The organism is Streptomyces sp. NPDC054932 (genome assembly GCF_053610205.1).
The window spans coordinates 1-19,750 of record NZ_JBSGXU010000155.1 but is presented as its reverse complement, the minus strand read 5'-3'; the positions used below and the strand labels follow the sequence as shown (position 1 = coordinate 19,750).

General features: G+C 72.1%; 27 protein-coding genes and 2 pseudogenes. 11 read left to right on the top strand and 18 right to left on the bottom strand.

Annotated features, from left to right (window positions below):
* Positions 1-770 (top strand): annotated as a pseudogene (locus ACWGE1_RS31005) (hypothetical protein); the annotation flags it as partial.
* Between the two features lie 63 nt (positions 771-833).
* Here ACWGE1_RS31005 and ACWGE1_RS31000 read toward each other — a convergent pair.
* Positions 834-1,382 carry a DUF4262 domain-containing protein gene (locus ACWGE1_RS31000; protein ID WP_453423779.1) on the bottom strand — a complete coding sequence of 183 codons (549 nt, stop codon included), beginning with the start codon at positions 1,380-1,382 and terminating at the stop codon, positions 834-836.
* Between the two features lie 191 nt (positions 1,383-1,573).
* Between ACWGE1_RS31000 and ACWGE1_RS30995 the strand changes: the two genes are divergently transcribed.
* Positions 1,574-2,113, top strand: a complete 540-nt coding sequence (locus ACWGE1_RS30995; RefSeq protein ID WP_453423778.1) for a hypothetical protein — start codon at positions 1,574-1,576, stop codon at positions 2,111-2,113.
* Positions 2,114-2,252: 139 nt separating this feature from the next.
* Here the strand turns inward: ACWGE1_RS30995 and ACWGE1_RS30990 are convergent, their stop codons facing one another.
* The gene (locus ACWGE1_RS30990) at positions 2,253-3,230 is read right to left on the bottom strand and encodes a DUF1648 domain-containing protein (protein ID WP_453423777.1); all 978 of its coding nucleotides are present in this window, start codon (positions 3,228-3,230) and stop codon (positions 2,253-2,255) included.
* Positions 3,227-3,574: a GntR family transcriptional regulator gene (locus tag ACWGE1_RS30985; protein ID WP_453423776.1), complete on the bottom strand. Its 348-nt coding sequence runs from the start codon at positions 3,572-3,574 to the stop codon at positions 3,227-3,229. Before ACWGE1_RS30985 ends, ACWGE1_RS30990 begins: the two co-directional genes overlap by 4 nt.
* A 132-nt stretch (positions 3,575-3,706) precedes the next feature.
* On the opposite strand from ACWGE1_RS30985, the pseudogene ACWGE1_RS30980 reads away from it, so the two are divergent.
* Positions 3,707-4,174 (top strand): annotated as a pseudogene (locus tag ACWGE1_RS30980) (TQO small subunit DoxD); the annotation flags it as partial.
* Positions 4,175-4,286: 112 nt separating this feature from the next.
* Here ACWGE1_RS30980 and ACWGE1_RS30975 read toward each other — a convergent pair.
* From ACWGE1_RS30975 to ACWGE1_RS30955, 5 genes are all read right to left on the bottom strand, one after another.
* Entirely contained in the window at positions 4,287-4,556 is a 270-nt protein-coding gene (locus ACWGE1_RS30975) for a DUF1905 domain-containing protein (protein ID WP_453423775.1), read from the bottom strand.
* Between the two features lie 161 nt (positions 4,557-4,717).
* Positions 4,718-5,254 carry a hypothetical protein gene (locus ACWGE1_RS30970; protein WP_453423774.1) on the bottom strand — a complete coding sequence of 179 codons (537 nt, stop codon included), beginning with the start codon at positions 5,252-5,254 and terminating at the stop codon, positions 4,718-4,720.
* 127 nt (positions 5,255-5,381) lie between these two features.
* On the bottom strand, positions 5,382-5,585 hold the full coding sequence (locus tag ACWGE1_RS30965; protein WP_453423773.1) for an RICIN domain-containing protein: 204 nt from the start codon (positions 5,583-5,585) through the stop codon (positions 5,382-5,384).
* A 170-nt stretch (positions 5,586-5,755) separates the two neighbouring features.
* Positions 5,756-6,577 (bottom strand): ribonuclease BN, encoded by an 822-nt coding sequence (locus tag ACWGE1_RS30960; protein ID WP_453423772.1) that lies wholly within the window; start codon positions 6,575-6,577, stop codon positions 5,756-5,758.
* Between the two features lie 149 nt (positions 6,578-6,726).
* Positions 6,727-7,473, bottom strand: a complete 747-nt coding sequence (locus tag ACWGE1_RS30955; protein WP_453423780.1) for a VOC family protein — start codon at positions 7,471-7,473, stop codon at positions 6,727-6,729.
* Positions 7,474-7,726: 253 nt separating this feature from the next.
* Here ACWGE1_RS30955 and ACWGE1_RS30950 point away from each other — a divergent pair, with 253 nt between their 5' ends.
* The 4 genes from ACWGE1_RS30950 (at position 7,727) to ACWGE1_RS30935 (ending at position 10,009) form a co-directional block, all read left to right on the top strand.
* The gene (locus tag ACWGE1_RS30950; RefSeq protein ID WP_453423771.1) at positions 7,727-8,137 is read left to right on the top strand and encodes a PRC-barrel domain-containing protein; all 411 of its coding nucleotides are present in this window, start codon (positions 7,727-7,729) and stop codon (positions 8,135-8,137) included.
* Positions 8,138-8,267: 130 nt separating this feature from the next.
* On the top strand, positions 8,268-8,423 hold the full coding sequence (locus tag ACWGE1_RS30945; RefSeq protein ID WP_453423770.1) for a DUF6131 family protein: 156 nt from the start codon (positions 8,268-8,270) through the stop codon (positions 8,421-8,423).
* Between the two features lie 69 nt (positions 8,424-8,492).
* Positions 8,493-8,666, top strand: coding sequence for a CsbD family protein (locus tag ACWGE1_RS30940; RefSeq protein WP_453423769.1), 174 nt, complete (start codon positions 8,493-8,495; stop codon positions 8,664-8,666).
* A 218-nt stretch (positions 8,667-8,884) separates the two neighbouring features.
* Positions 8,885-10,009, top strand: coding sequence for a glutamate--cysteine ligase 2 (locus ACWGE1_RS30935; RefSeq protein ID WP_453423768.1), 1,125 nt, complete (start codon positions 8,885-8,887; stop codon positions 10,007-10,009).
* Between the two features lie 52 nt (positions 10,010-10,061).
* On the opposite strand, the gene ACWGE1_RS30930 is transcribed toward ACWGE1_RS30935, so the two are convergent.
* Positions 10,062-10,547: a DUF6328 family protein gene (locus ACWGE1_RS30930; protein ID WP_453423767.1), complete on the bottom strand. Its 486-nt coding sequence runs from the start codon at positions 10,545-10,547 to the stop codon at positions 10,062-10,064.
* A 111-nt stretch (positions 10,548-10,658) separates the two neighbouring features.
* Positions 10,659-11,546, bottom strand: a complete 888-nt coding sequence (locus ACWGE1_RS30925; RefSeq protein ID WP_453423766.1) for a YihY/virulence factor BrkB family protein — start codon at positions 11,544-11,546, stop codon at positions 10,659-10,661.
* Positions 11,547-11,695: 149 nt separating this feature from the next.
* On the opposite strand from ACWGE1_RS30925, the gene ACWGE1_RS30920 reads away from it, so the two are divergent.
* Positions 11,696-12,247 (top strand): VanZ family protein, encoded by a 552-nt coding sequence (locus ACWGE1_RS30920; RefSeq protein WP_453423765.1) that lies wholly within the window; start codon positions 11,696-11,698, stop codon positions 12,245-12,247.
* Between the two features lie 37 nt (positions 12,248-12,284).
* On the opposite strand, the gene ACWGE1_RS30915 is transcribed toward ACWGE1_RS30920, so the two are convergent.
* The gene (locus ACWGE1_RS30915; RefSeq protein ID WP_453423764.1) at positions 12,285-13,109 is read right to left on the bottom strand and encodes a DUF1206 domain-containing protein; all 825 of its coding nucleotides are present in this window, start codon (positions 13,107-13,109) and stop codon (positions 12,285-12,287) included.
* 5 nt (positions 13,110-13,114) lie between these two features.
* The gene (locus ACWGE1_RS30910; protein WP_453423763.1) at positions 13,115-13,564 is read right to left on the bottom strand and encodes an SRPBCC family protein; all 450 of its coding nucleotides are present in this window, start codon (positions 13,562-13,564) and stop codon (positions 13,115-13,117) included.
* Positions 13,565-13,759: 195 nt separating this feature from the next.
* On the opposite strand from ACWGE1_RS30910, the gene ACWGE1_RS30905 reads away from it, so the two are divergent.
* The gene (locus ACWGE1_RS30905) at positions 13,760-14,251 is read left to right on the top strand and encodes a flavin reductase family protein (protein ID WP_453423762.1); all 492 of its coding nucleotides are present in this window, start codon (positions 13,760-13,762) and stop codon (positions 14,249-14,251) included.
* Between the two features lie 258 nt (positions 14,252-14,509).
* On the opposite strand, the gene ACWGE1_RS30900 is transcribed toward ACWGE1_RS30905, so the two are convergent.
* From ACWGE1_RS30900 to ACWGE1_RS30880, 5 genes are all read right to left on the bottom strand, one after another.
* Complete coding sequence (locus tag ACWGE1_RS30900; protein WP_453423761.1) at positions 14,510-14,632, bottom strand: hypothetical protein; 123 nt, start codon at positions 14,630-14,632, stop codon at positions 14,510-14,512.
* Positions 14,633-14,705: 73 nt separating this feature from the next.
* Positions 14,706-15,083, bottom strand: coding sequence for an ATP-binding protein (locus ACWGE1_RS30895; RefSeq protein WP_453423760.1), 378 nt, complete (start codon positions 15,081-15,083; stop codon positions 14,706-14,708).
* 203 nt (positions 15,084-15,286) lie between these two features.
* Positions 15,287-16,264, bottom strand: a complete 978-nt coding sequence (locus ACWGE1_RS30890; protein ID WP_453423759.1) for an anti-sigma factor RsbA family regulatory protein — start codon at positions 16,262-16,264, stop codon at positions 15,287-15,289.
* Positions 16,261-16,692 (bottom strand): STAS domain-containing protein, encoded by a 432-nt coding sequence (locus ACWGE1_RS30885; RefSeq protein WP_453423758.1) that lies wholly within the window; start codon positions 16,690-16,692, stop codon positions 16,261-16,263. Before ACWGE1_RS30885 ends, ACWGE1_RS30890 begins: the two co-directional genes overlap by 4 nt.
* Before the next feature lie 9 nt (positions 16,693-16,701).
* Positions 16,702-17,628 (bottom strand): SigB/SigF/SigG family RNA polymerase sigma factor, encoded by a 927-nt coding sequence (locus ACWGE1_RS30880; RefSeq protein WP_453423757.1) that lies wholly within the window; start codon positions 17,626-17,628, stop codon positions 16,702-16,704.
* 255 nt (positions 17,629-17,883) lie between these two features.
* On the opposite strand from ACWGE1_RS30880, the gene ACWGE1_RS30875 reads away from it, so the two are divergent.
* On the top strand, positions 17,884-18,231 hold the full coding sequence (locus ACWGE1_RS30875; RefSeq protein WP_453423756.1) for an STAS domain-containing protein: 348 nt from the start codon (positions 17,884-17,886) through the stop codon (positions 18,229-18,231).
* Here ACWGE1_RS30875 and ACWGE1_RS30870 read toward each other — a convergent pair.
* A complete protein-coding gene (locus tag ACWGE1_RS30870) occupies positions 18,226-18,693 on the bottom strand; it encodes an ATP-binding protein (protein ID WP_453423755.1) in 468 nt (155 codons plus the stop codon). The two genes, ACWGE1_RS30875 and ACWGE1_RS30870, sit on opposite strands and share 6 nt — an antisense overlap.
* A 270-nt stretch (positions 18,694-18,963) precedes the next feature.
* Here ACWGE1_RS30870 and ACWGE1_RS30865 point away from each other — a divergent pair.
* Positions 18,964-19,750: HAMP domain-containing protein (locus ACWGE1_RS30865; RefSeq protein WP_453423754.1), on the top strand; the 787-nt coding region annotated here is incomplete at its 3' end.

Genomic DNA, 19,750 nt, shown 5'->3' with positions numbered 1-19,750 from the left:
CCCCGAGCTGGAGAAGGGGGCGCAGGCCCGCCCGCCGCCGGGCGGACCCGCGCCCGCCCGGGGCGGCGGTGTTCATCGGGCCGCGTCCAGACGGACCAGCATCTGCCGCCCGGCTGCACGAGGACGGCGTACGGAGCGCGCGGGAGCTGGAGCTCTGGACGCAGGTCTCCTTCCGGCTCTCACAGCAGGGCCGGATCGCCCTGCTGGTCGGGGACACCGCACTCGCCGCGGACCTCCACGAGCAGGCCCGGCGGCTGGCCGAAGAGCAATCGCACCGGCCGGCCCAGCAGTTCGCCGAGATCGGCCCGGCACTCGGAGCCCGCCGGGACGGCGACCTGGACGCCGCCGAGGCCCGGCTGCGGCCGTGGCTCGACTGGAACCGCAGGCTCGGCGTGGACATCGCGGTCGCGCTGATCCTGGCGCAGCTGGGGTACGTGGCCGAATCGCGCGGGGACGGCCCGCTCGCGGAGTCCCTGCACCGCGACGGCCTCGCGGCGGCCCGCCGCTCGGGTGACCCGCGGGCCCTCGCCCTGGCCTTCGAGGGGCTGGCCGGCGCCGGATCCGTGGCCGGGGACCGCGCCGAGGAGACGGCGGCGCTCCTCGGTACGGCCGCCGCGCTGCGGGAGTTCCTCGGCGCCCCGCTGCCTCCGGCGGAACGGCACGACGTGGACCGGGCGACCGCCCGCCTCCGCGCGGCACTGGGCGACGCCGCCTTCACGGCCGCGTTCACCCGAGGCCGCGCCCTGCCACCGGAGGCCCGGGCCCCCTGATCGAGCGCCCCGCTCCCTGAGCGGCACGGCCGGCGCCGCGGGCGGCCGCCCCCCCCCGCGGCGTCAGAGTTCAGGGGTCCAGACCCCAGCCGGGTGCTCGGCCGGCGGCAGCCACAGCTGAGGCTGTGACTGCCGGTGGTCCTCGCCGGCCTGTTCGTCCCAGTGGAAGCGCTCGGACGCATCGGGCCAGGCGACCTGCAGGAACGGGACCGGCGGCCGGCGGTAGAAGCCGATGGCCCGGCCGAAGAAGGTCCGGTACCAGCGCAGGTCCACGCTCCTGAGCCCCACCGACCGGTCCTGCAGCACGCCGGTGAGCTCCTGGCCGTCCTCGAGTGTCGTGCCGGCGGCGGTCCGGTCGCCGAGCGCGTTGAGCATGCGGTGCATCTCGTGAATGTCACGGTTGAAGGTGCACAGTTCAGCGGCGCCGTGCGTGTGCGCGAGACCGATCGTGTAGGCGAATCCGGGCCCGATCTCGTCCTCGGCGACCATCGCCACGTGCCAGCCGTGCCGGCGCACGTTGCCGATGACGGTCTCCTCCACCCGGTCCGCCCCGTCCCGGTCGCCGTAGTCGTGGCAGAGGACGCAGCGGCATGCGAAACGGTCACGGAGCATGTGCCGAGGCTACGCCCCGGGCGGCGGCACAGGTCCAGGGGCCTGCATTTCCAGCCATTTCTTGGCATGGCCCTGACAGCCTCCTGACAGTTCGGGACGGCTGTGGGACTCTCCCGGCACGCACTCCGCACACTCTGTGAGGCCCAGCGCCTCGCCAACCCCCACCAGTACGTGGCATGGAGGAGCGAATCATGGAGCACAACACGCCCCGCACCCGCCCCACCCGCATCGCACGTCTCGCCGGGATCGCGACGCTGGTCGTCACGGCGGCCTTCGCCGGAACCGGTACGGCTCTCGCGCACGGAGCCGGTGCCCTTGCCGCCGACCAGAAGGTCGACGGTGTGATCGTGGTCGCCGGCAACAGCTGCAGCTGGACCAACGCGAGCACCAGCGCCGTTCCCCCGAACGCCCTCACGGTCGACCGCGCCACGATCAACGCGCCGGGCGGCAATCTGGCCTGCGGGGGCGGCATCGCCGCCACCCTCAACAACAACCCCGCCTTCACCTTCGACGACACCGCAGGCACGGCGCGGACCGATCTGATCGACATCACCGGCAAGCAGAGCTTCATCTCCTGCCGCTACAAGGCGACGGGCATCACCTGGGACCGCGACGCGGCGAGCCGGAAGTACGTCAACCGGGCCTTCACCGCCACCAAGACCTCGGGCAGCTTCCTGTGTCCGGGCTCGGTCAGCACCCCGGCCGGGGGCGCGTCCATGCTCTTCCACTGAACCGGAGGCCCGCCCCGGGCCGCCCTGCTCCGGACCGGGTCGGCCTTGCCCGGCCCGGTCCGCAGCGGCCCGGATCGGCTTGGGCGCCGCTACCGGACCTGCGCGGGGAGCCGGCGGATGTGGAGCCGAGCCGCTGCCCTCAGGGTCGCTCGGTGCGCGCCCCCGCCACGGAGTTCAGCAGGGCCGCGGCCCGCTCGGCGTCGTCCACGCTGACCGCGAAGTCCCTGCCCCTGGCCCGGACCACCAGGCATTCACCGCTCCGCAGCATCACCGTCGTGCCCAGGCCGCTCAGTCGGTAGCCCCAGCCGCCGACCTGCGCCGGTGTGCGGTTCTCGGCCCGGGCCCACTCGATGTCCGCCGCGTCCCAGCGCCGTACCGGCCACCCGAGGGGCCCGAACGCCACGTCCATACCGCGCTCGGCGATGCGTACCCGTACCGAGGAGCAGGCGAGCACGGTCATCGACACGAACGCGAACGGAAGGATCAGCAGCCACATCGGCTTGGCCGGATCGCCGACCCCGACGGCCAGGGCGGCCAGCGCGACCACTCCCGCGACGGCCGAGAGGAGGTGCAGCCACGGGTTCACCGTGCGGGAGAGCCACACACGGCGCTCACCCGGCGGAATCTCCATCCGCGGGCCCCGCCCGGTGCCGGCGGCGGGGGAGGCGGGCCGACGGCTCGCCAGCATCCCCACCAGAGCGGCCGCGGACGCCACCACGACGGTGACCACGGCGCCGACGGTGACGGAGTCCGCGTCGCGCCAGTCCCCGTGGTGGAGGTTCGCCCGCACGATCGCCGCCTGCTCCCCGGCCAGCAGCACCCCGCACGACACCAGCACCGCCCCGCGCCACCGGCGGGCCGCCCGCAGGCACGCGGCGCCGCCGACCAGCACCAGCCAGATCGTGGTCGGCACCAGCACGACCGCCCGGAGCGGAAGCGCCCCGTCGGGCTCTCCCAGGGCGTTCCAGTGCGTCGCGAGCGGGTCCCCCAGTCCGCCGCGCGCCGCCAGAGGCAGCGCCACCAGCAGTGCCAGAACCCCGGCCGCCCAGGCGGCCATCCACCATGCGGGGCCGCTCTGCGACCCCGTTAAGCCTCCGAGTTCCCTGCGCTCCCTCACTGCGCCTCCTTGATCATCTCTATGAGATCGGCCTTGCCGTACCCCAGGCGCGCCCCGTCGGCCACCAGCTCCCGCACCCGCTCCAGCAGCGCCGACCGGCCGTCCGCCCCACCGGCCACGGTGACACCGCGGCCGCGCCGGAACTCCAGCAGCCCTTCGTCGCGCAGCGCGCGCAGCCCCCGTAGGACGGTGTTGGCGTTGACGCCCAGCGCCTGCGACAACTCCCGCGCCGGCGGCAGCCGGTCACCCGGTCCGCATTCCCCTTCGGCGATGGCACGCCGAATGGTCCCGGCCACCTGCTCGTGCAGGGGACGGTTGTCCGCGATGTTCAGCGTAAGCAACATGATGCCAATGAAGTTAGCACCATCCACTTCATCCCCGCCCGTCGTGAACCGGCCGTACCCGGTGGCACCCGTGGAGACGAAGAGCCGCCTCCGACGGTCGAACCGGATCGCGGACTCCCTCGTGTGGTGAGCATGAACACGCCTTCCGCCGGCCTCCGCGCGAGAGCCTCCGAGCACGCACTCCTGCCGCTGCGCCTCTTCCTCGGCGTCACCTTCGTCTACGCCGGTCTGGACAAGCTGACCGATCCGGCCTTCCTGTCCGCCACCGGCGACGGCTCGATCGGGCAGCAGATGGAAGCGGTGCGCGACGCCGCGGGCGTTCCCGGGCTGGTCGACCTCGCCCTGACCAACCCGGTCGGCTTCGGCATGGCGATCGCCGCCGGGGAACTGGCCGTCGGACTGGGCGCCCTGGCCGGCCTGCTGACCCGGACCGCGGCCCTCGGCGGCGCGCTGATCTCGCTCAGTCTGTGGTTGACCATGAGCTGGTCGACCACTCCGTACTACTTCGGCGCGGACCTGATCTACCTGCTGGCCTGGACCCCGCTGATCCTCGCCGGCGCCCCGGCCCTGTCCCTCGACGCGCTGCTCCACCGGCGGCGCGGCGCCACCGAACAGGTGAGCACCGACCCCTGCCCGGGCCCGACACCCATCGGCCCCGTTGGCGGCGCGCGTCGGCCCGGGAACAGGACCCGGGCCCGGGCTCGGGCCCGGGTCAGTCCGTGATCCGCTCCAGCAGGCGGACCGTGACGACGTCGCCCTCCTCCTTGCCGATGGCCTTGCGGATCTCCGCTGCCACGGGGAGCTTGTGGCGTCCGTCGCCCAGAGCCATGAAGGAGCTCCGGAACGGGTGGCCGTCGATGGTTCCGCGGACCTTCACCAGGCCTCTGGTACCGAAGAACTCGGCCGATCCGGGCCAGATCAGATAGGTCCAGCCGCCCTTGCTCGGACTCTTCTGCAGGGTCGCCGTGAACTGCTCTTCCATGACGGACCGCCTCCGGTCGGGGGATGTCACCAGGATCGGGCCGCTCGCGTCCCCGTCGCAAGCGGCGGTGCGCGGGGTGCGCCCGACCCGGTCCCCGCCGAAACGAAGGCGCCCCTTCTCCAGCCGGACTGGAGAGGGGGCGCCGGGGGATCGGGTACGGCTCAGAGGGCGCTCTTCGTCGCGCTGGTGACGACGCACTCCTTGTACTCGCTGCCGTCGCCCTTGCCGGTGTACGGCGTGGTGGCCTCGGCCTGCTTCGACGCGCCCGCCTTGACCGTGAGCGAGCTGACCTTGGCCTCGGCGGAGCTCGCGGCCGAGGTGGCGTTCCCGCGGAACTTCATGGAGATGTTGTAGGTGTAGTCCAGCGAGCCGGTGTTGGTGACGGTGATCTTGGCGACGAGGTTCTTGCCCGTGGCGTCCAGCTTGCAGGCGTCGATCTTGATGTCGCGCTCTGCCTTGTTGTTGTTGGAGCCGCCGGTGACGGACGTTCCGCCCGAGCTGCTGGTGCTGCCGCTCGTGCTGTCGCTGTCGTGGCTGCCGCCGGTGGTGCTCCCGCTGGAGCTGCTGGAGCCGCTGGAACCCGAGCCGGAACTGTGGCTGCTGCCACCGCAGCTGCCGCCGTGGGAGCCACGGGCTCCGGTGAGTGCGAAGATTGCGATACCGAAGACGGCGACCGCGCGGACATGGCGAAGCTTCACGTCAACCCCGTTGAAATGTCAGTATGTGAGAAGCCCAACTTGATGGGCGCATGACACCCTAACAGTGGTTGGGCGGGCTCCTGCCCATCTGCGCCGCTGCGGTCCGATGTGCCCGGGCGGGCTGCGGCTACTTGGGCGTGACCCGGATCTGACGCTTGTTCGTGTTCGCCGTGCAGGGCTGTACGGCCGTGCCGTTGGCCGTCGCGCCACCGGTGACTTCGAGGACCTTGCCCGAAGTCACGTGCCCGGCCCGCCTCTTGGTGCTGACGGGCCGGCACTGCGCCGCAGAGTCGTTGCAATCGTACAGGTCGATCTTGTTACCGTTGGTCACCTTTCCGCCCTTCATGGCAAGGCGCTTGGCGCCGAGTCCGCTCACCCTGCCCTGCGGGGACGGCCCCGCCCCGGCCCGACGCCGGCGGCGAGTTGGCGCAGCCCTTCGGCCGCCGCAGGTCGGCGGCGGATGCCGGCACGTACGGGGCCGGCCGGTCCGCGGACGGGTCGCTACGACCGGGCCGGGGGTGCGCCGTGCGGGAGCTCGTCGTGGAGCAGCCGGCCCACGAGTGCGCCGCCGAAGATGACGACTCCCACGCCGACGAGCCAGGTCTGGATGACGAGGACGGTGCCGAAGGGCCCGTACGTGACGGCGCTGGACGCGATCAGCGGTGAGAAGACGAGACGGGAGAAGACCCGCAGTCCGAACAGTCCGAGCATGGTGGCGACAGCCCCGGGAAGCAGCGCGGTCCAGGCGACCCGGCCACCGAGCAGGAGCCGCTGGGACCACCAGAAGAACACGGTGCCGATCGCCACCGTGACGAAGCCGCGGGCCGGGGACTCACGCCAGGGCGGTGTGATGGCCGACAGGTACAGGACGCCGACCAGTACGCCGAGCCAGAGCACGTGCCGCCATCCGGCCCACCAGCGGGCCGGGGGCAGGTCCCAGACCTTCTCGTAGCCGTTCTGCAGCATCGTGCCGAAGGACAGGCCGAACACGGTGAGCACCGCCAGGCCGAATGCCGTCGTGGTCCGCCACGCCTGGCCGGGCAGGGCGAAGAGCCGGTCGATCTCCTCCCGGGCGGCCGGTGACACACCGAGCCCGTCTCCCAGCCATTGCGCGAAGCCCTGCCCGGTGGCGGTGTTCGCCGCGGACACGACGATCAGCAGCGGCACCAGCGTGAGGAAGCCGAGCGCCGCGAATCCGAGGGAACGCTGCCACAGGTCCACGTCCCGGATGCGCCCCCAGCGGCGTCCGGCCCGCGCACGGCGTATCGCGCTGCCTATCCGCTCGACGGGCGACAGCCGGCCGGGTCCGCCCGACCCGGTCATCTCCCCGGGGCGTGCCCGGGCGAGCCGTCACGGCCGCTGTCGCGTGACCGCGAGCGGTGGGCCGGGGACGAGGTGACGAGCATGGCCTCTCCAGATCTCGCTCCCACGATAGGACTCCCGTGTCGGGGAATCCATCAGCGCGGAGGCGATCAGCGCGGCCCCGCTGCGGCGTCCTGGGGTGCCACCAAGGTGAAGAGCGCCCCCTCGGGATCGGCGAGCACGATCCACCGGCTCATGGTGGACGTCTTGACGGGGGACGCGGCCCTGCCGCCCAGCCGGGTCGCCGCCTCGACGGCCGCCTCCAGGTCGCTGACGCGGAAGTGGACGTGCCATCGGGGACGCACTTCCGGATCCGGCGCCGCTTCGAGCGCGCCGCCGCTGATCCGGGCGACGGTGTCGCGCCCGTGACGCAGTACGACGTGGGCGTGCTCGTACGAGACCGAACAGCAGCCGGGGCGCCGGCCGGCCCAGTCGAGGACCTCCCCGTAGAAGATGGCGGCCGCGAACGCGTCCCGGGTCCGCAGCTCCAGCCAGGCCGGTGCGCTGCCACGGCCGACCGACCAGTCGGGGACGACCTCGCCCTGCCAGAAGCCGAAGACGGCCCCGGCGGGGTCCGCCGCCAGGGCGATGCGGCCGGTACCGAAGGCCAGGGGGCCGACCGCCATGGTCGCGCCCCGTTCGGTGATCCGTGCGGCGGTCACGTCGGCGTCCTCGACGGCGAAGTACGGCGTCCATACCACCGGCGCTCCGGGACTCCCGGCGAGCGTGCCGACGCCTGCGACGGGCGCTCCGTCACGGAAGGCGACCATGATGCCGCCCCCGAGGTGGGTGGGGCGGAAGTCCCAGCCGAGTACGCCGGCGTAGAACCGCTGTGTGGATTCGAGATCCCGGGCCAGCAGGCTGACCCAGCACGGGGCACCGAAGATCTCGTGGCTCGAAGTCGACACAGCTGTCAGCCTCATCTGCCGTTCACGGGTGACGGGACCCCTCCACCGTAGACCGGACCACAGCGCCGGGCCGCGAGGCGGTGCCAGACGAGTGGCTGGATTCGGACGGAGGGGCGCGGTGTTTGGGCGGCGTCAGGGCGGGCAGCCGCGTCAACAGTCGGGAAGGAGACGGGACCGCCCCTACCGGAGGAGATGGTTTCGCGTGACTGAACACGCCGATCACACTGAGCACGCCGATCACGTGTGGAGCTACCGGCCGACATCGGGCCCCCTGACCTGGGCCGACCTCACCGGTTACAAGGTCGAGGCGAGCGACGGCCACATCGGCAGGGTCGACAAGCACTCGTACGACGTCGGTGATGCCTACCTGGTCGTCGACATCGGTGTGTGGATCTTCGGCAGGGAGGTCCTCCTCCCGGCGGGCACCGTGGCCCGGATAGACCTGGAGGAGGAGAAGGTTCACGTCAACTGCACCAAGGAGCAGATCAAGAACGCTCCTGACTTCCACCGGGACAAGCACTTGGCGGATCCCGGCTACCGGCAGGAGCTCGGTACCTACTACGGCACCGGAGGACTGCCCGGCGAAGGCCCGGTCGGCAGCCATCGGGCGTGAGGCGTTTCCCGTAATGGAAAATCAGGGGACGCGGCACCGATAAAGAAGGCTTTCGAGGGTAGACGCCATCCGAGACACCACGGCGGATCCAACCGCTCCGCCGAAATTCCGAAGTGGGAACGAGGGCACCATGATTGTTATCGGGCTCATTCTTCTACTCGTCGGATTCCTGACCGGGATATCCATCCTGTGGACCCTCGGGATCATCCTCCTCGTGGTGGGTGCGGTGCTGTGGATCCTGGGCTCGGTCGGGCACGCAGTCGGCGGTCGAGCCCACTACTGGTAGGCCCGCGCACTCGACACGAGGCGTACGCCGTTCCCATTTCAGTTTCCATTTCCCAGGGAGTGATCAGCTGTGTCCGGTAAGGAAAAGAGCCGAGCCAAGGCCGAGCAGGCCAAGGGAAAGATCAAGGAGACTGCCGGCCGCGCGGTGGGGAATGAAAGCATGACCGCGGAGGGTCGCTCCGAAAAGGCCAAGGGTGATGCCCGCCAGGCCAAGGAAAAGGTCAAGGATGTCTTCAAGCGCTGACGCGCACCTGTGTTTTCGGCCGAGGTCCCGCGCCCGTGACGGGTGCGGGACCTCGGCACAGGTGCGGCCGTCCGCTCCGCGACGACGGATGCACGGGACTGCGATACGTGTGAACGTGAGACAGCAAGGATTCCGCGGGTGCGTGAGGCATCGGGGCGCTCACCTCGAAGGCGGCCACCTGTATCGATCTGAACCCGGGAGCGATGGGCGGCGGCGGAATGCGAAGTGTGGGCGTGGAGGAAGAGCTGTTGCTGGTGGACGCTTCCACCGGTGAGCCGCTGGCCGTGTCGGGTGCGGTCATGGCGGCGGCGAACCGTTGTGCCGGGCGATGCTCCAAGGGCGGGGGAGCGGAGGAGCACGCCTTCGAGCGGGAGCTCCAGAGGGAGCAGCTGGAGTTCGCCACCAAGCCGGTGACGGAGATGGGCGAGCTCCAGGAGGAGATCCTTCGGTGGCGTGCGGAGGCGTCCCGGCACGCCGAGCCCGCCGGCGCCCTCGTCGCGGCCCTCGGCACCTCACCCCTCCCCGTGCGGCCCTCGCTGAGCGCCGGGAAGCGGTACAAGTGGATCGCCGACCAGTTCGGCCTGACCGCGCAGGAGCAGCTGACCTGCGGGTGCCACGTCCATGTCTCGGTCGAATCGGACGAGGAGGGGGTGGCCGTCCTGGACAGGATCCGCCACTGGCTCCCGGTGCTCGCCGCGATGAGTGCGAACTCCCCCTTCTGGCAGGGTGCGGACAGCGGGTACGCGAGCTATCGGAGCCGCGTGTGGAACCGGCTGCCCTCGGCCGGGCCGGTGGACGTCTTCGGGTCCGCCGACCGCTACCACGAGCAGGTCCGGGCGATGGTGGACACCGGGGTGCTGCGCGACAAGGGGATGATCTACTTCGACGCCCGGCTGTCGGCCACCTACCCCACGGTGGAGGTCCGGGTCGCGGACGTGTGCCTGGACGCGGCGACCCCGGTCCTCCTGGCCGCCCTCATCCGCGGGCTGGTCGAAACGGCCGCCCGGGCCTGGCGGGCCGGGGAACCGCCGGACGGGGTCGATACGGGCCTGCTGCGGCTGGCGGCCTGGCGGGCCGGCCGGTCGGGGCTGGACGGACCGCTGCTGCATCCCCGCACGATGCGGGAGATCTCACCCCCGGACGCGGTACGGGCCCTCTACGGGCACGTCCGCGAGGCGCTCGTCGATCACGGTGACCAGGAGCGGGTGAGCGCCGCCCTCGCCGCACTGCTGGAGCGGGGCAACGGGGCGCGCGTCCAGCGCGCGCTGCTGAGGAAGCGGGGCGATCTCGCCGCCGTCGTCCTGGACTGCGCGCGGATCACGGCGGCCCCGCCCGCCTCCTGAGGCGACCGCGACCGGGCTCAGGCTCGGCCTCGGTACCGGAACGGGGCGTGCGTCAGTCCGCCGCGGTGTAGCGGACCCGCGCCCAGAGGGGGAGGACGAACCAGCACAGGAGGTACCAGGCCAGGACTCCCGCGACCAGCCACGGCACGAGGGCGTTGTGCGTGGCCACCCGCAGCACCAGGAGGAGGGCGGACGTGCAGGTGGCCAGGAGCAGGATCAGGCCGGCGAACGTCAGGCGCGAGGCCCACGCGACCGCCTCGGGCTTGATCTGGCGGCCCGAGACGATGCGGTGGAAGGAGACGGGCCCGATCAGTGCGCCCGTCGCCAGCGCGCCCAGTACGACGGTGATGATGTAGATCGTCTTGTCGATCTGGGGCAGGCCCTGGAAGTGCGGGGTGAAGGCGACGGTCAGCAGGAAACCGAAGAGGATCTGCACGCCCGTCTGCGCGACGCGGATCTCCTGGATGAGCTCCTGCCACTGGCGGTCCGCGCGCTCCTCCACGCTCTCGCTCCGGCCGCCCCGGGCATCCTGCGCCATGACGTCTCCTCTGTCTTCTGCGGCGATCGCATACGCGCGGGCCGGTGACCTGGAGGTCACCCGCCAGGGGTACCCGGTCGGGGTCGTCCGCGAAACTCCCGCCCGCCGTCATCACCGGGTCGCCCGCCGCACGGTCGGCTCCCGTGTCCGTTCGGCGTTGAACTGGGCCCCGGTGAGCAGGGCCAGGTTGGCGAACCAGAGCCAGACGAGGAAGACCACGATGCTCGCCAGCGAGCCGTAGAGCCGGCCGTACGTGTCCAGCTCCGTGTACAGGGTGAAGAGACCCGAAGCGGCCAGCCAGAGCAGGGCCGCCAGTACGCCGCCGGGCAGCCCCCGGCGGGTGCCCCGGCCCTGGGCCGGACCGGTACGGAAGACGATCAGGACCAGGAGGGTGACGACCAGCAACTGGACGGACCAGCGCAGGAGCGCGACGCCGCCCGGACCGCCCCCGCCCACGGCCTGCACGAACCATCGGGCCGGCGGCCCGGACACGATCAGCCCCACGGCGCCGACGAAGAGCAGGATCAGCAGCAGGGCGTTGATGACCAGCGTGTGGGCCGCACGCAGCGGAGGCCGCGTATCGGGCACCCGGTGCATCGTGTGCAGCGTCCGCCGGAACACGGCCAGATAGCTGCACGCCGACCACAGGGCACTGAGCACACCGCTGATCAGCAGGGCCCACATCGACGACCGCTCCGCAGACAGGCCACCGAGCGCGTCGCCGAGTACGTGGGCCGATCGCGGTGGGGCGTACGAGGCGACCTCGATGATCAGCCGGTCCCGCGTCCCTCGGCCCAGCAGCCCCACGAGGGAGACCGCGACGACGAGCGCGGGCAGGAGCGTCAGAACGGCGTAGTAGGTGAGGGCGGCCGCATGGTCGGTGAGGTTCTCGGTCCAGACGTGGACGGCCGTACGGCGCAGCGCGGCGCGGACGCGCGCCGTGCGGGCGGCGCCGGGCGGACTGCCACGGTGTGGTGCGGTGCGGGGGATGACGCTCACGCTGCGCGCGTGCCCGAAAGGGCCCGTGCACATGCGCCCTTCGCGTCCGGGAGTCCGGCGCACGGGCGGACCGCCGGCCGGGCCGGCCGCCGTGGCGGACCGTCAGCGGTGCACGCGTACGGCGCCGTTCCGAGGGTAGACGCGCCCGCATGACATGGAGGAATGCGCGGTGGCGCGGTGCGGAGTCCGAGGAGGGGGCCACGGGGGCCACGGAGGCCACCGCGCGGCAACGGCGGCCGGTGCACCCGGCCGTCCGGGCGCTGGCCATGGTGACCGCGTTCCTCGGGACCGTCCTGTTCAGTGCGGTCCTGGCGCGGCTGACGCTGGAACCGTCCGCCGACTCGGCGGCCCTCGTGCACAGCAATGTCCGGCCCGGTCACTCGATCAGTGCCTATCTCGACGGGACCTCGGCCGTGGAGGCGGTTCGCCAGCTGGGCGGGAACCTGCTGCTGGGGCTGCCGTTCGGTGTGCTCCTGCCCGTCCTGCTGCCCCCGGCACGCGGGCTGTTGCGGGTCGCCGCGGTGACCGTCGCCCTGATGACGCTGGTGGAGCTCACCCAGGGCGCCCTCATCACGGGACGCGTCTTCGACATCGACGACGTCATCCTCAACACGGCCGGAGCGCTCATCGGGTACCTGCTGATCGGCCTGCGGCTGGGGCGGGCCGTGCACCCGCGCCGCAGGCACTGGTGGCAGCGGTGAACCGGGGCGGGTGGCACGGTCGCCCGCCCGCCCGGGATCAGACCTCGCGCCACCGGGCCATGGCCCAGGAGAACGCCCCGAAGAGCATCAGCCCGATGGCGACCGCGACCAGCAGCCACGGCCCCGCCGGCGTCAGGGTGAACGACCTCAGGGTGTCGTCCATGCCCTTCGCCTGCGCCGGGTCGTAGCGCACCGCGGCGTACACGACGAACCCGCCGACCGCCGTGAACAGGGCGCCCCGGGCCAGACCGCCGCTCACCCCGAGGAAGTCGACGGCCCGGCGCCAGTGCACCGAGACCCCGCCCATGGACAGGTGCTTGCGGAAGCTGCGCCGCGCCGCCTGCACCGCGATGACCGCGCCCGCGACGGCGATCCCCAGTCCGGCCGCACCCACCAGCCACTGACCGGCGGGCAGCTCCATCGCCCGGGCCGTCGCGTCGCGGGACTGCTCGTCCCCGGAGCGCCCGCCGCCGCCCGCCGCGAACGACAGGACGGAGAAGGCGACCGCGGCGTAGAAGACGGTCCGGCCCGCCGAGGCCAGCCGCTTCACCGGCTTGCCGCCGTCCGGTCCGGCCGCGCCGAAGACCGCCTCCGACAGACGCCACAGCATCATCCCGACGATCCCGATGCCCACGGCCCACACGAGTACGCCGCCGAACGACCTGCCCGCGAGCTCCTGGAGGGCGCCCTGCCGGTCGGCCTCCTTGCCCCCGGAGTCACCGAACGCCACGCGCAGGGCCAGCACCCCGACCAGTGCGTAGAGCACCCCGCGCGCCAGCAGCCCGCAGCGTGCCGTGACCTCCCGCGCCCTGCCGCCGCGGGATGCGGCCCGGACGCCCTTGCTCGCGTGCGTGCTCGCCACAGCGGTCAGACCTCCCCCCGCCAGGCGCCCGTCGCGACTCCGCGGGACTCGATGAACAGCTTGAACCGCTTCAGATCGCCGGCGACCTGGCGCTTGACGAAGCCGAGCTTGTCGGCGGCGCTCTCGGCCAGCCCCTCGGGCACCCAGTTCATGTGCAGAACGACCTTGGTGGTGGTCGCGTCGATCGGCTGGAAGACCACGAGCCCGGCCTGGCGCGTCTCCCCGTCCACCGTCATCCACGCGACGCGGCGGTCCGGGAGCTGCTCGGTGATCTGCGCGTCGAACTCTCGCTGCACACCGTTCACGTTCGTCACCCAGTGGGTCAGCGTGTCCGTGCGCTGGTCGATGCGTTCGACCCCCTCCATGAAGGCGGGGAACTCCTCGAACTGCGTCCACTGGTTGTAGGCCGTGCGCACGGGGACGTTGACCTCGACGTACTCCTCGACGTGCGACATGCGTGCCCCTTCCGGTCGTCGGCGGCCCCGCATCCTGCGAGGACCCTTCAAGGCCCGGCTACCCGGCCCCGGGCGCCGCATGCGCCGAGGTGCGCCGACGTGCGCCGTGCCGGCGTCGGGGTTCGGCGGCGATGACGCGGGTAGCCGCCGTGGCAGGCGCGCTGGGCGCGGACGGGCACGACGGAGGGAGCGGTCGTGGCGGATACCGAACTCGATGCTTTCGCCGAGGTCCTCAACGGCCCCGTGTACGTGGTCACCGTGGCGGCCGCGGGCGAACGGTCGGGCTGTCTCGTGGGCTTCGCCTCCCAGTGCTCGATCCGGCCGCCGCGCTTCATGGTGTGGCTGTCCGTGCGCAACCACACGCTCCGCGTGGCGCGCGGCGCCTCGTACCTGGCGGTGCACGTGCTGGACCGCGGCCAGCGGTCGCTGGCGGAGCTGTTCGGCGGTGAGACGGGCGACGAGGTGGACAAATTCGCACACGTCGACTGGTGGTCCGGCGTCGGCGGCTGCCCCGTGCTGACCGCGGCCCCCGCGTGGTTCGTCGGCCGGATCGAGACACGGATCGACGGGGGAGACCACGTGGGCTTCCTGCTGGTGCCGGCCGAGGTCTCCCCACCGGTCCCGACCGAGGTCACTCTGCTGCGGTACCGGGACGTGGCGAGGATCGACCCCGGACACCCCGCCTGACCGGCCGCTTCCCCGCCGGACACGGGCCGGCGGCCGCACGCGGCGCCCGGGGGGACGGGACACCGGCATGCGGCCGCCGGTCTCGGCGGTTCGCCGCCCCGCTCGAAACGGCGACCCGCCGACACTCACGCGTATGGCCGCGCATCGAAGACTCAAACAGCGGTACGGGAAGAAAACACAAGAGGGCACGACCCTCCATGTCCGGACGTGCTGTACGAGGCGGTTGAAGATCGTCTCGGCATCGTCGCAGGACGGTCCTCAGCGGTGCCGGGACAGCGTGCGGACGAGGAAGAGGAGGGCGCAGACGATGACGATCAGGTGGATCCAGGCGGGGCCGGGCGGTGCGGTCAGGGCCTGGGAAGTGAGCGCATTGGATGTCATACCGCGCGTCTGCCCCCGACGCCCGGAACGAAGCCGCCGTACGGGGCTCCGCGCACGCGGCGGGCCGGCCGGGTCACCGGCCCGTGGACCTGCCCGAGGTGAGCCGCGATGCCTCGATCTCCGCCCAGACGGCCTTGCCGTTCTCATGGGTGTGGGTGCCCCAGCGGTCGGAGAGACGCTCCACGATGTAGAGGCCGTGGCCACCCGGGAGCCCGCGCTGCGGGGAGGGGTGGCGGCGGGGCGGCGTCGTCGTGCCGTCGAAGACCTCGATGCGCAGGACCTCACCGGCCGAGAGCGCGAGTTCGACGCAACCGCCCGCGTGCAGTGCCGCGTTGGTCAGCAGCTCGGACACGAGGAGCAGGGCGTCCTCGGAGGTCTCGCTCCCGTCCCAGCCCCAGTCCAGCAGGGCCTGGCGCGTGAAGTCGCGGCCCTTGGCCACGTGGCCGCGCACGCCCGACAGGGCCAGCCGACGGCGCTGTCCCGCGAGGGAAGGCCCGGCAGGCCGACGATCGCCGGTTTCCGGCCCGATCGTTTCCACTGTGGTCTCTCACCCCCACCGTTGACACTGGCTCTTCGTTCGCGGGAACGAACGGGGCCCCATGGGGGCCGAGGGCACCTGAACGTGCCCGTGACAGTCTAGGGGACCGCCGTCCCTCAGGGGGTGGCCATGTGCAGTCTCAGCGTGAGGCCGCTGTCCGCGGCGCGGATCTCGACCAGGTCGCACAGCTGGTGGATCATCCACAGGCCGCGGCCGCCGTCGGCCGACGCCAGGGCGGGGCGGCGGCGCCCCGCCAGGGGGTCGGCCAGCCGCCCGCCGTCGCGGATCTCGGCCACGATCCCGGAGCCGGCACCACCGCCACCACCGGCTTCGCCGGGCGTGTTCCAGAGCCGGAGCGAGCCCTTCCCGCCCCCGTGGGCCAGGGAGTTGGCGGCGGCCTCGCTGACCGCGAGGACGAAGTCGCCGCGCCGGGCCGCGCTCAGGGCCGTACCGCGGGCCCAGGCCTCGGCGTACGCGCGCACCTCGCCCAGCTCCCCGCGGCCGTACGCGAGCCAGGGCGCGGCGCCGTCCGGTTCGGGCAGGGGGCGGTCGCAGTCGGCGCAGACCGACGGGGCGTCGGTGTGGTCCGGGCTGAGCAGGACCCCGTCCCCCTCGATCAGCGTGGGATGGGTGCGCCGGGCGTCGGACACCACCTCGGCCGACAGGCCGATGACGTCGTACGGGCACAGGATCGTGGCCTGCCGCCCCGCGAAGGCGGTGTTGATGAGGGCCTCGTGACGCGTGGCCTCCACCACCTCGGCCTGCGAGCGCCCGGGCCAGATCGGCTCGCCGACGATCCGGGCCGGCCGGTCCGGATCCCGGTCGGCGAAATCCTGCAGGGCCGCCAGGATGCGGCCCGGATTGCGGCCCAGCTGCGTCATGTCCGTCCAGGTGACCCCGGCCGCGGCGCTGCCGAGGCTCTCGCGCACGACGTCCAGCCGGGGGCCGGGCACGGCCACGAGCACCGGCTCGTCGGCGGTGAGGGCGGCGCGTACGAACCCTCCCACGCCTGCCAGGTAGTCCTCCTGACCCCGGTAGAAGAGGGCAGGGTGGACGAAGGCCCCGGGTGCGCGGGGCGCAGGACGACTGATCATGCTGCGACCTCCAGCGCGGCACATTCCTCCGGGAACATCTCCACTACCTTGCGCAGCGAGTATGGCGGGTGGTGGAGCAGCAGGCGACGTCCCTGTCCGGCAACCGTGGCGTTGGCCTGCACCAGTGCCGCGACGGCCGCCGCGTCGAGGAAGGCCACGGAGGAGAGGTCGAGATGGACGACCGGGCCGGGGATGCGGGTGACGACTCCGAGGGCCGCGTTCAGGATCGGCCGGGTGTCGAGGTCGCAGTCGCCGCTCAGGAGGGCGCCGGGGCGGTCGCGCAGCGGACGGGCGGTCAGCGTCGGCGCCGCACCCGTGCCGATGCCCGTGCACAGCGCGACGGCGTCCGCCCACACCCGGTCGTCGTAGAGCGGGTGCTGCACGCCGACGGGCGGGACGGAACCGTCGTGCCGGTGGGGTGATGGCATGCGCGCTGCCTACACCGAGAGCATTCCGGCGCGCAGCCCGGCCAGGGTCCGCGACAGCAGGCGCGAGACCTGCATCTGCGAGATGCCCAGCTCCACGCCGATCTCGGCCTGGGTCTTGTCCTCGCCGAAGCGCAACCGCAGGATCAGCCGGTCGCGTTCGTCCAGCTGCTCCAGCAGGGGCGCGAGGGTGTGGAACTCCTCGAAGAGTTCCATGGCGGGGTCGAGATCACCGAGCCGCTCCGCCAGGGGGCGCGCCGACCGGCTCGTCGTGGACTGCTCGTCGCCTTCGGCGCCGGAGGTGTCCAGGGAGCCGCTCGTGTAGCCGTTCGCGGCGACCAGCCCGTCGATGACCTGTTCCTCGGTCAGATCGAGGTGCTGGGCGACCTCCTTGACCGTCGGGGCCCGGCCCAGGACGTCGGTCAGGGCCTCCTGGGCCTTGGCGAGCTCCGTGCGCAGCTCCTGCAGACGGCGGGGGACGTGCACCGCCCAGGTGGTGTCGCGGAAGTAGCGCTTGATCTCACCGACGATGTAAGGGAGGGCCAGGGTGGAGAACTCGACCCCCCGCTCGGGCTCGTAGCGGTCGATGGCCTTGATGAGGCCGATCGTGCCCACCTGGATGATGTCGTCCATGTCCAGACCCCCGCCCAGCACACGGGCGCGGAAGCGCCGTGCGGCGAACTGCACCAGGGAGAGGTTCATCTCGATCAGGGTGTTGCGGGCGTACTGGTACTCGCGCGTGCCCTCTTCCAGGGCGCGGAGCCTCTCGAAGAAGTGCCTCGAAAGCTCGCGTGCGTCGGCGGGCGCCATCTCCCGGGCGTTGTGCACCTCGGGCAGTGCCACGTCCTGCGGTGGGGCTCCCACGGTGCCGGGCACAGCGGGCTCGATCTGCGCGTCTGTTGCACGAATGAGGCTTACGGCGGTGGCCGAGCGAGACATGATGGCCGTTCCCTCCCGATTGACTGACGGCTGCTCGGGCGCTTGTGCCCCGACTTCCCGGCCTTATTCGCCCCTGGCAGAAACTTTCTTGACGGGCCGCCACCGGGTCGCCACCGGGCTGCCACCGGGGCCGCCACCGGGGCGGACGGCAGCGGAGGCGGGATGCGCGAGCCGCGGCCGCGGCGCCCTCGTCCCGTCGACGAACAGGCATACTCCCTTGCGGAGGCCGTACAGATGACGATCCGGGGAGCGGACATGACCGGAGCAGGGGACGCGTACCACGAGGGCGTCGTCGGGAAGAGCTATCCCGCCGGGGCCGGGTGGGTGGTGGTGGCGCACGGGGAGCTGGACCAGGACACGCTGGCCCCTCTCGAGGCGGCGCTCACCTCCGCCGCCGATCAGCACCGGCTGGTGGTACTGGACGCCGGCTCCATCACCTTCGGCGACTCGTCGTTCCTGAACCTGCTGCTGCGGCTGCACCGTCTCACCACGCTGCGCATCGCCGCCCCCGGCGAGCAGCTCCGCCGCCTGTTCGCCCTGACGGGCGCCGACACGGTCCTCTCCCTGCACCCGAGCGTCGAGGATGCCGTCGGCGGGTCATGACGGGCGGGCCCCTCCCGGGCCGGTCCACGGGCCGGTCCGCGGACCTGTGTGGGGGTCGGGGGCGCCCGGCGGGCGGAAGCACGCCGTGATCGCCTTGCCGCCGTGGCACGCGTGGATGTCCCAGGAGTCGGCCAGGGCGGTGACGATGCCCAGCCCCCGGCCGGAGGTGGTGCCGGGATCGGCATCGGCCTCCCGCGGGGTGGGCAGCCGTGGATCGGAGTCGGCGACGCTCACGTGGAGGCAACTGCCGTCCCACGTCAGCACGAGATGGGCGGCGCCGGCCGCGTGCAGGTGGGCGTTGGTGACGAGTTCGGAGACGCTGATGAGCACCGAATCCGCCGTGTCCGCGGCCGAATTGTCCCAGGGCAGCGACGCCAGGTGTCCGGCGGTCCAGTGGCGTGCAGCGCGAACTCCCCTGGAAACCGGAAACGAGCGTGCCCAGCCCACGGCCTTGACCGCCATTGCCCTCACCCCATTTGGTCAGGTTGTGTCGTTCGTCACCGGTTCGTCTGCCCGCTGCTCGCGCCGGTATCCGTGACGTCCTTGCCGCGGGGGCTTGTGCGGACGAAGATCGCCCGGACCGGCCGGAGGCCACTGCGGTCGGCGATAGCCTTCATCGGCTGGTTGTGTGGCGAAGGCGGCTCTCCCGGCCGGACCGGGGGTCCGGTGCGTTCCCGTGCTACGTCCTGTTCCGTGCGCCGGCGCGGTCGTTGTCTAGAGTGAGGTTGGCGGATGGCTGAGCGGACGGGTACGGAGGCACCGGACAGGTCACCGGCGCTTCCCGGCGAGGACAGGATCGGCGAATCGGAACTGCGCCAGCTGCTGGCGGGTCTGACGGCCGTACGGGACGGGGATTTCCGCACCCGGCTGCCCGATACGGCGGACGGACTGCTCGGCGAGATCGCCACGGTGTTCAACGGGATGGCCGACCAGCTCTCGCTGTTCACCTCCGAGGTGACGAGGGTGGCCCGCGAGGTGGGCACCGAGGGAACCCTCGGCGGCCAGGCCGACGTACCCGGAGTCGGGGGCGCCTGGCTGGACCTCACGGATTCGGTCAATTTCATGGCCGGAAACCTCACGGCCCAGGTGCGGTCCATCGCCCAGGTCGCGACCGCCGTGGCCAAGGGCGACCTCTCGCAGAAGATCAACGTGACCGCGCGCGGGGAGATCCTGGAGCTGAAGGAGACCATCAACACGATGGTCGACCAGCTCTCCGCGTTCGCGGGGGAGGTGACGCGGGTGGCCCGGGAGGTCGGCACCGAGGGCCGGCTGGGCGGCCAGGCGGACGTCAAGGGCGTCTCCGGTACCTGGAAGGACCTGACGGAGTCGGTCAACGTCATGGCCGACAACCTGACCGCCCAGGTGCGCTCCATCGCGGAGGTCACCACCGCGGTGGCCCAGGGCGATCTGACACAGAAGATCCGGGTGGATGCCCGCGGGGAGATCCTGGAGCTGAAGGAGACCATCAACACGATGGTCGACCAGCTCTCCGCGTTCGCCGACGAGGTGACGCGGGTGG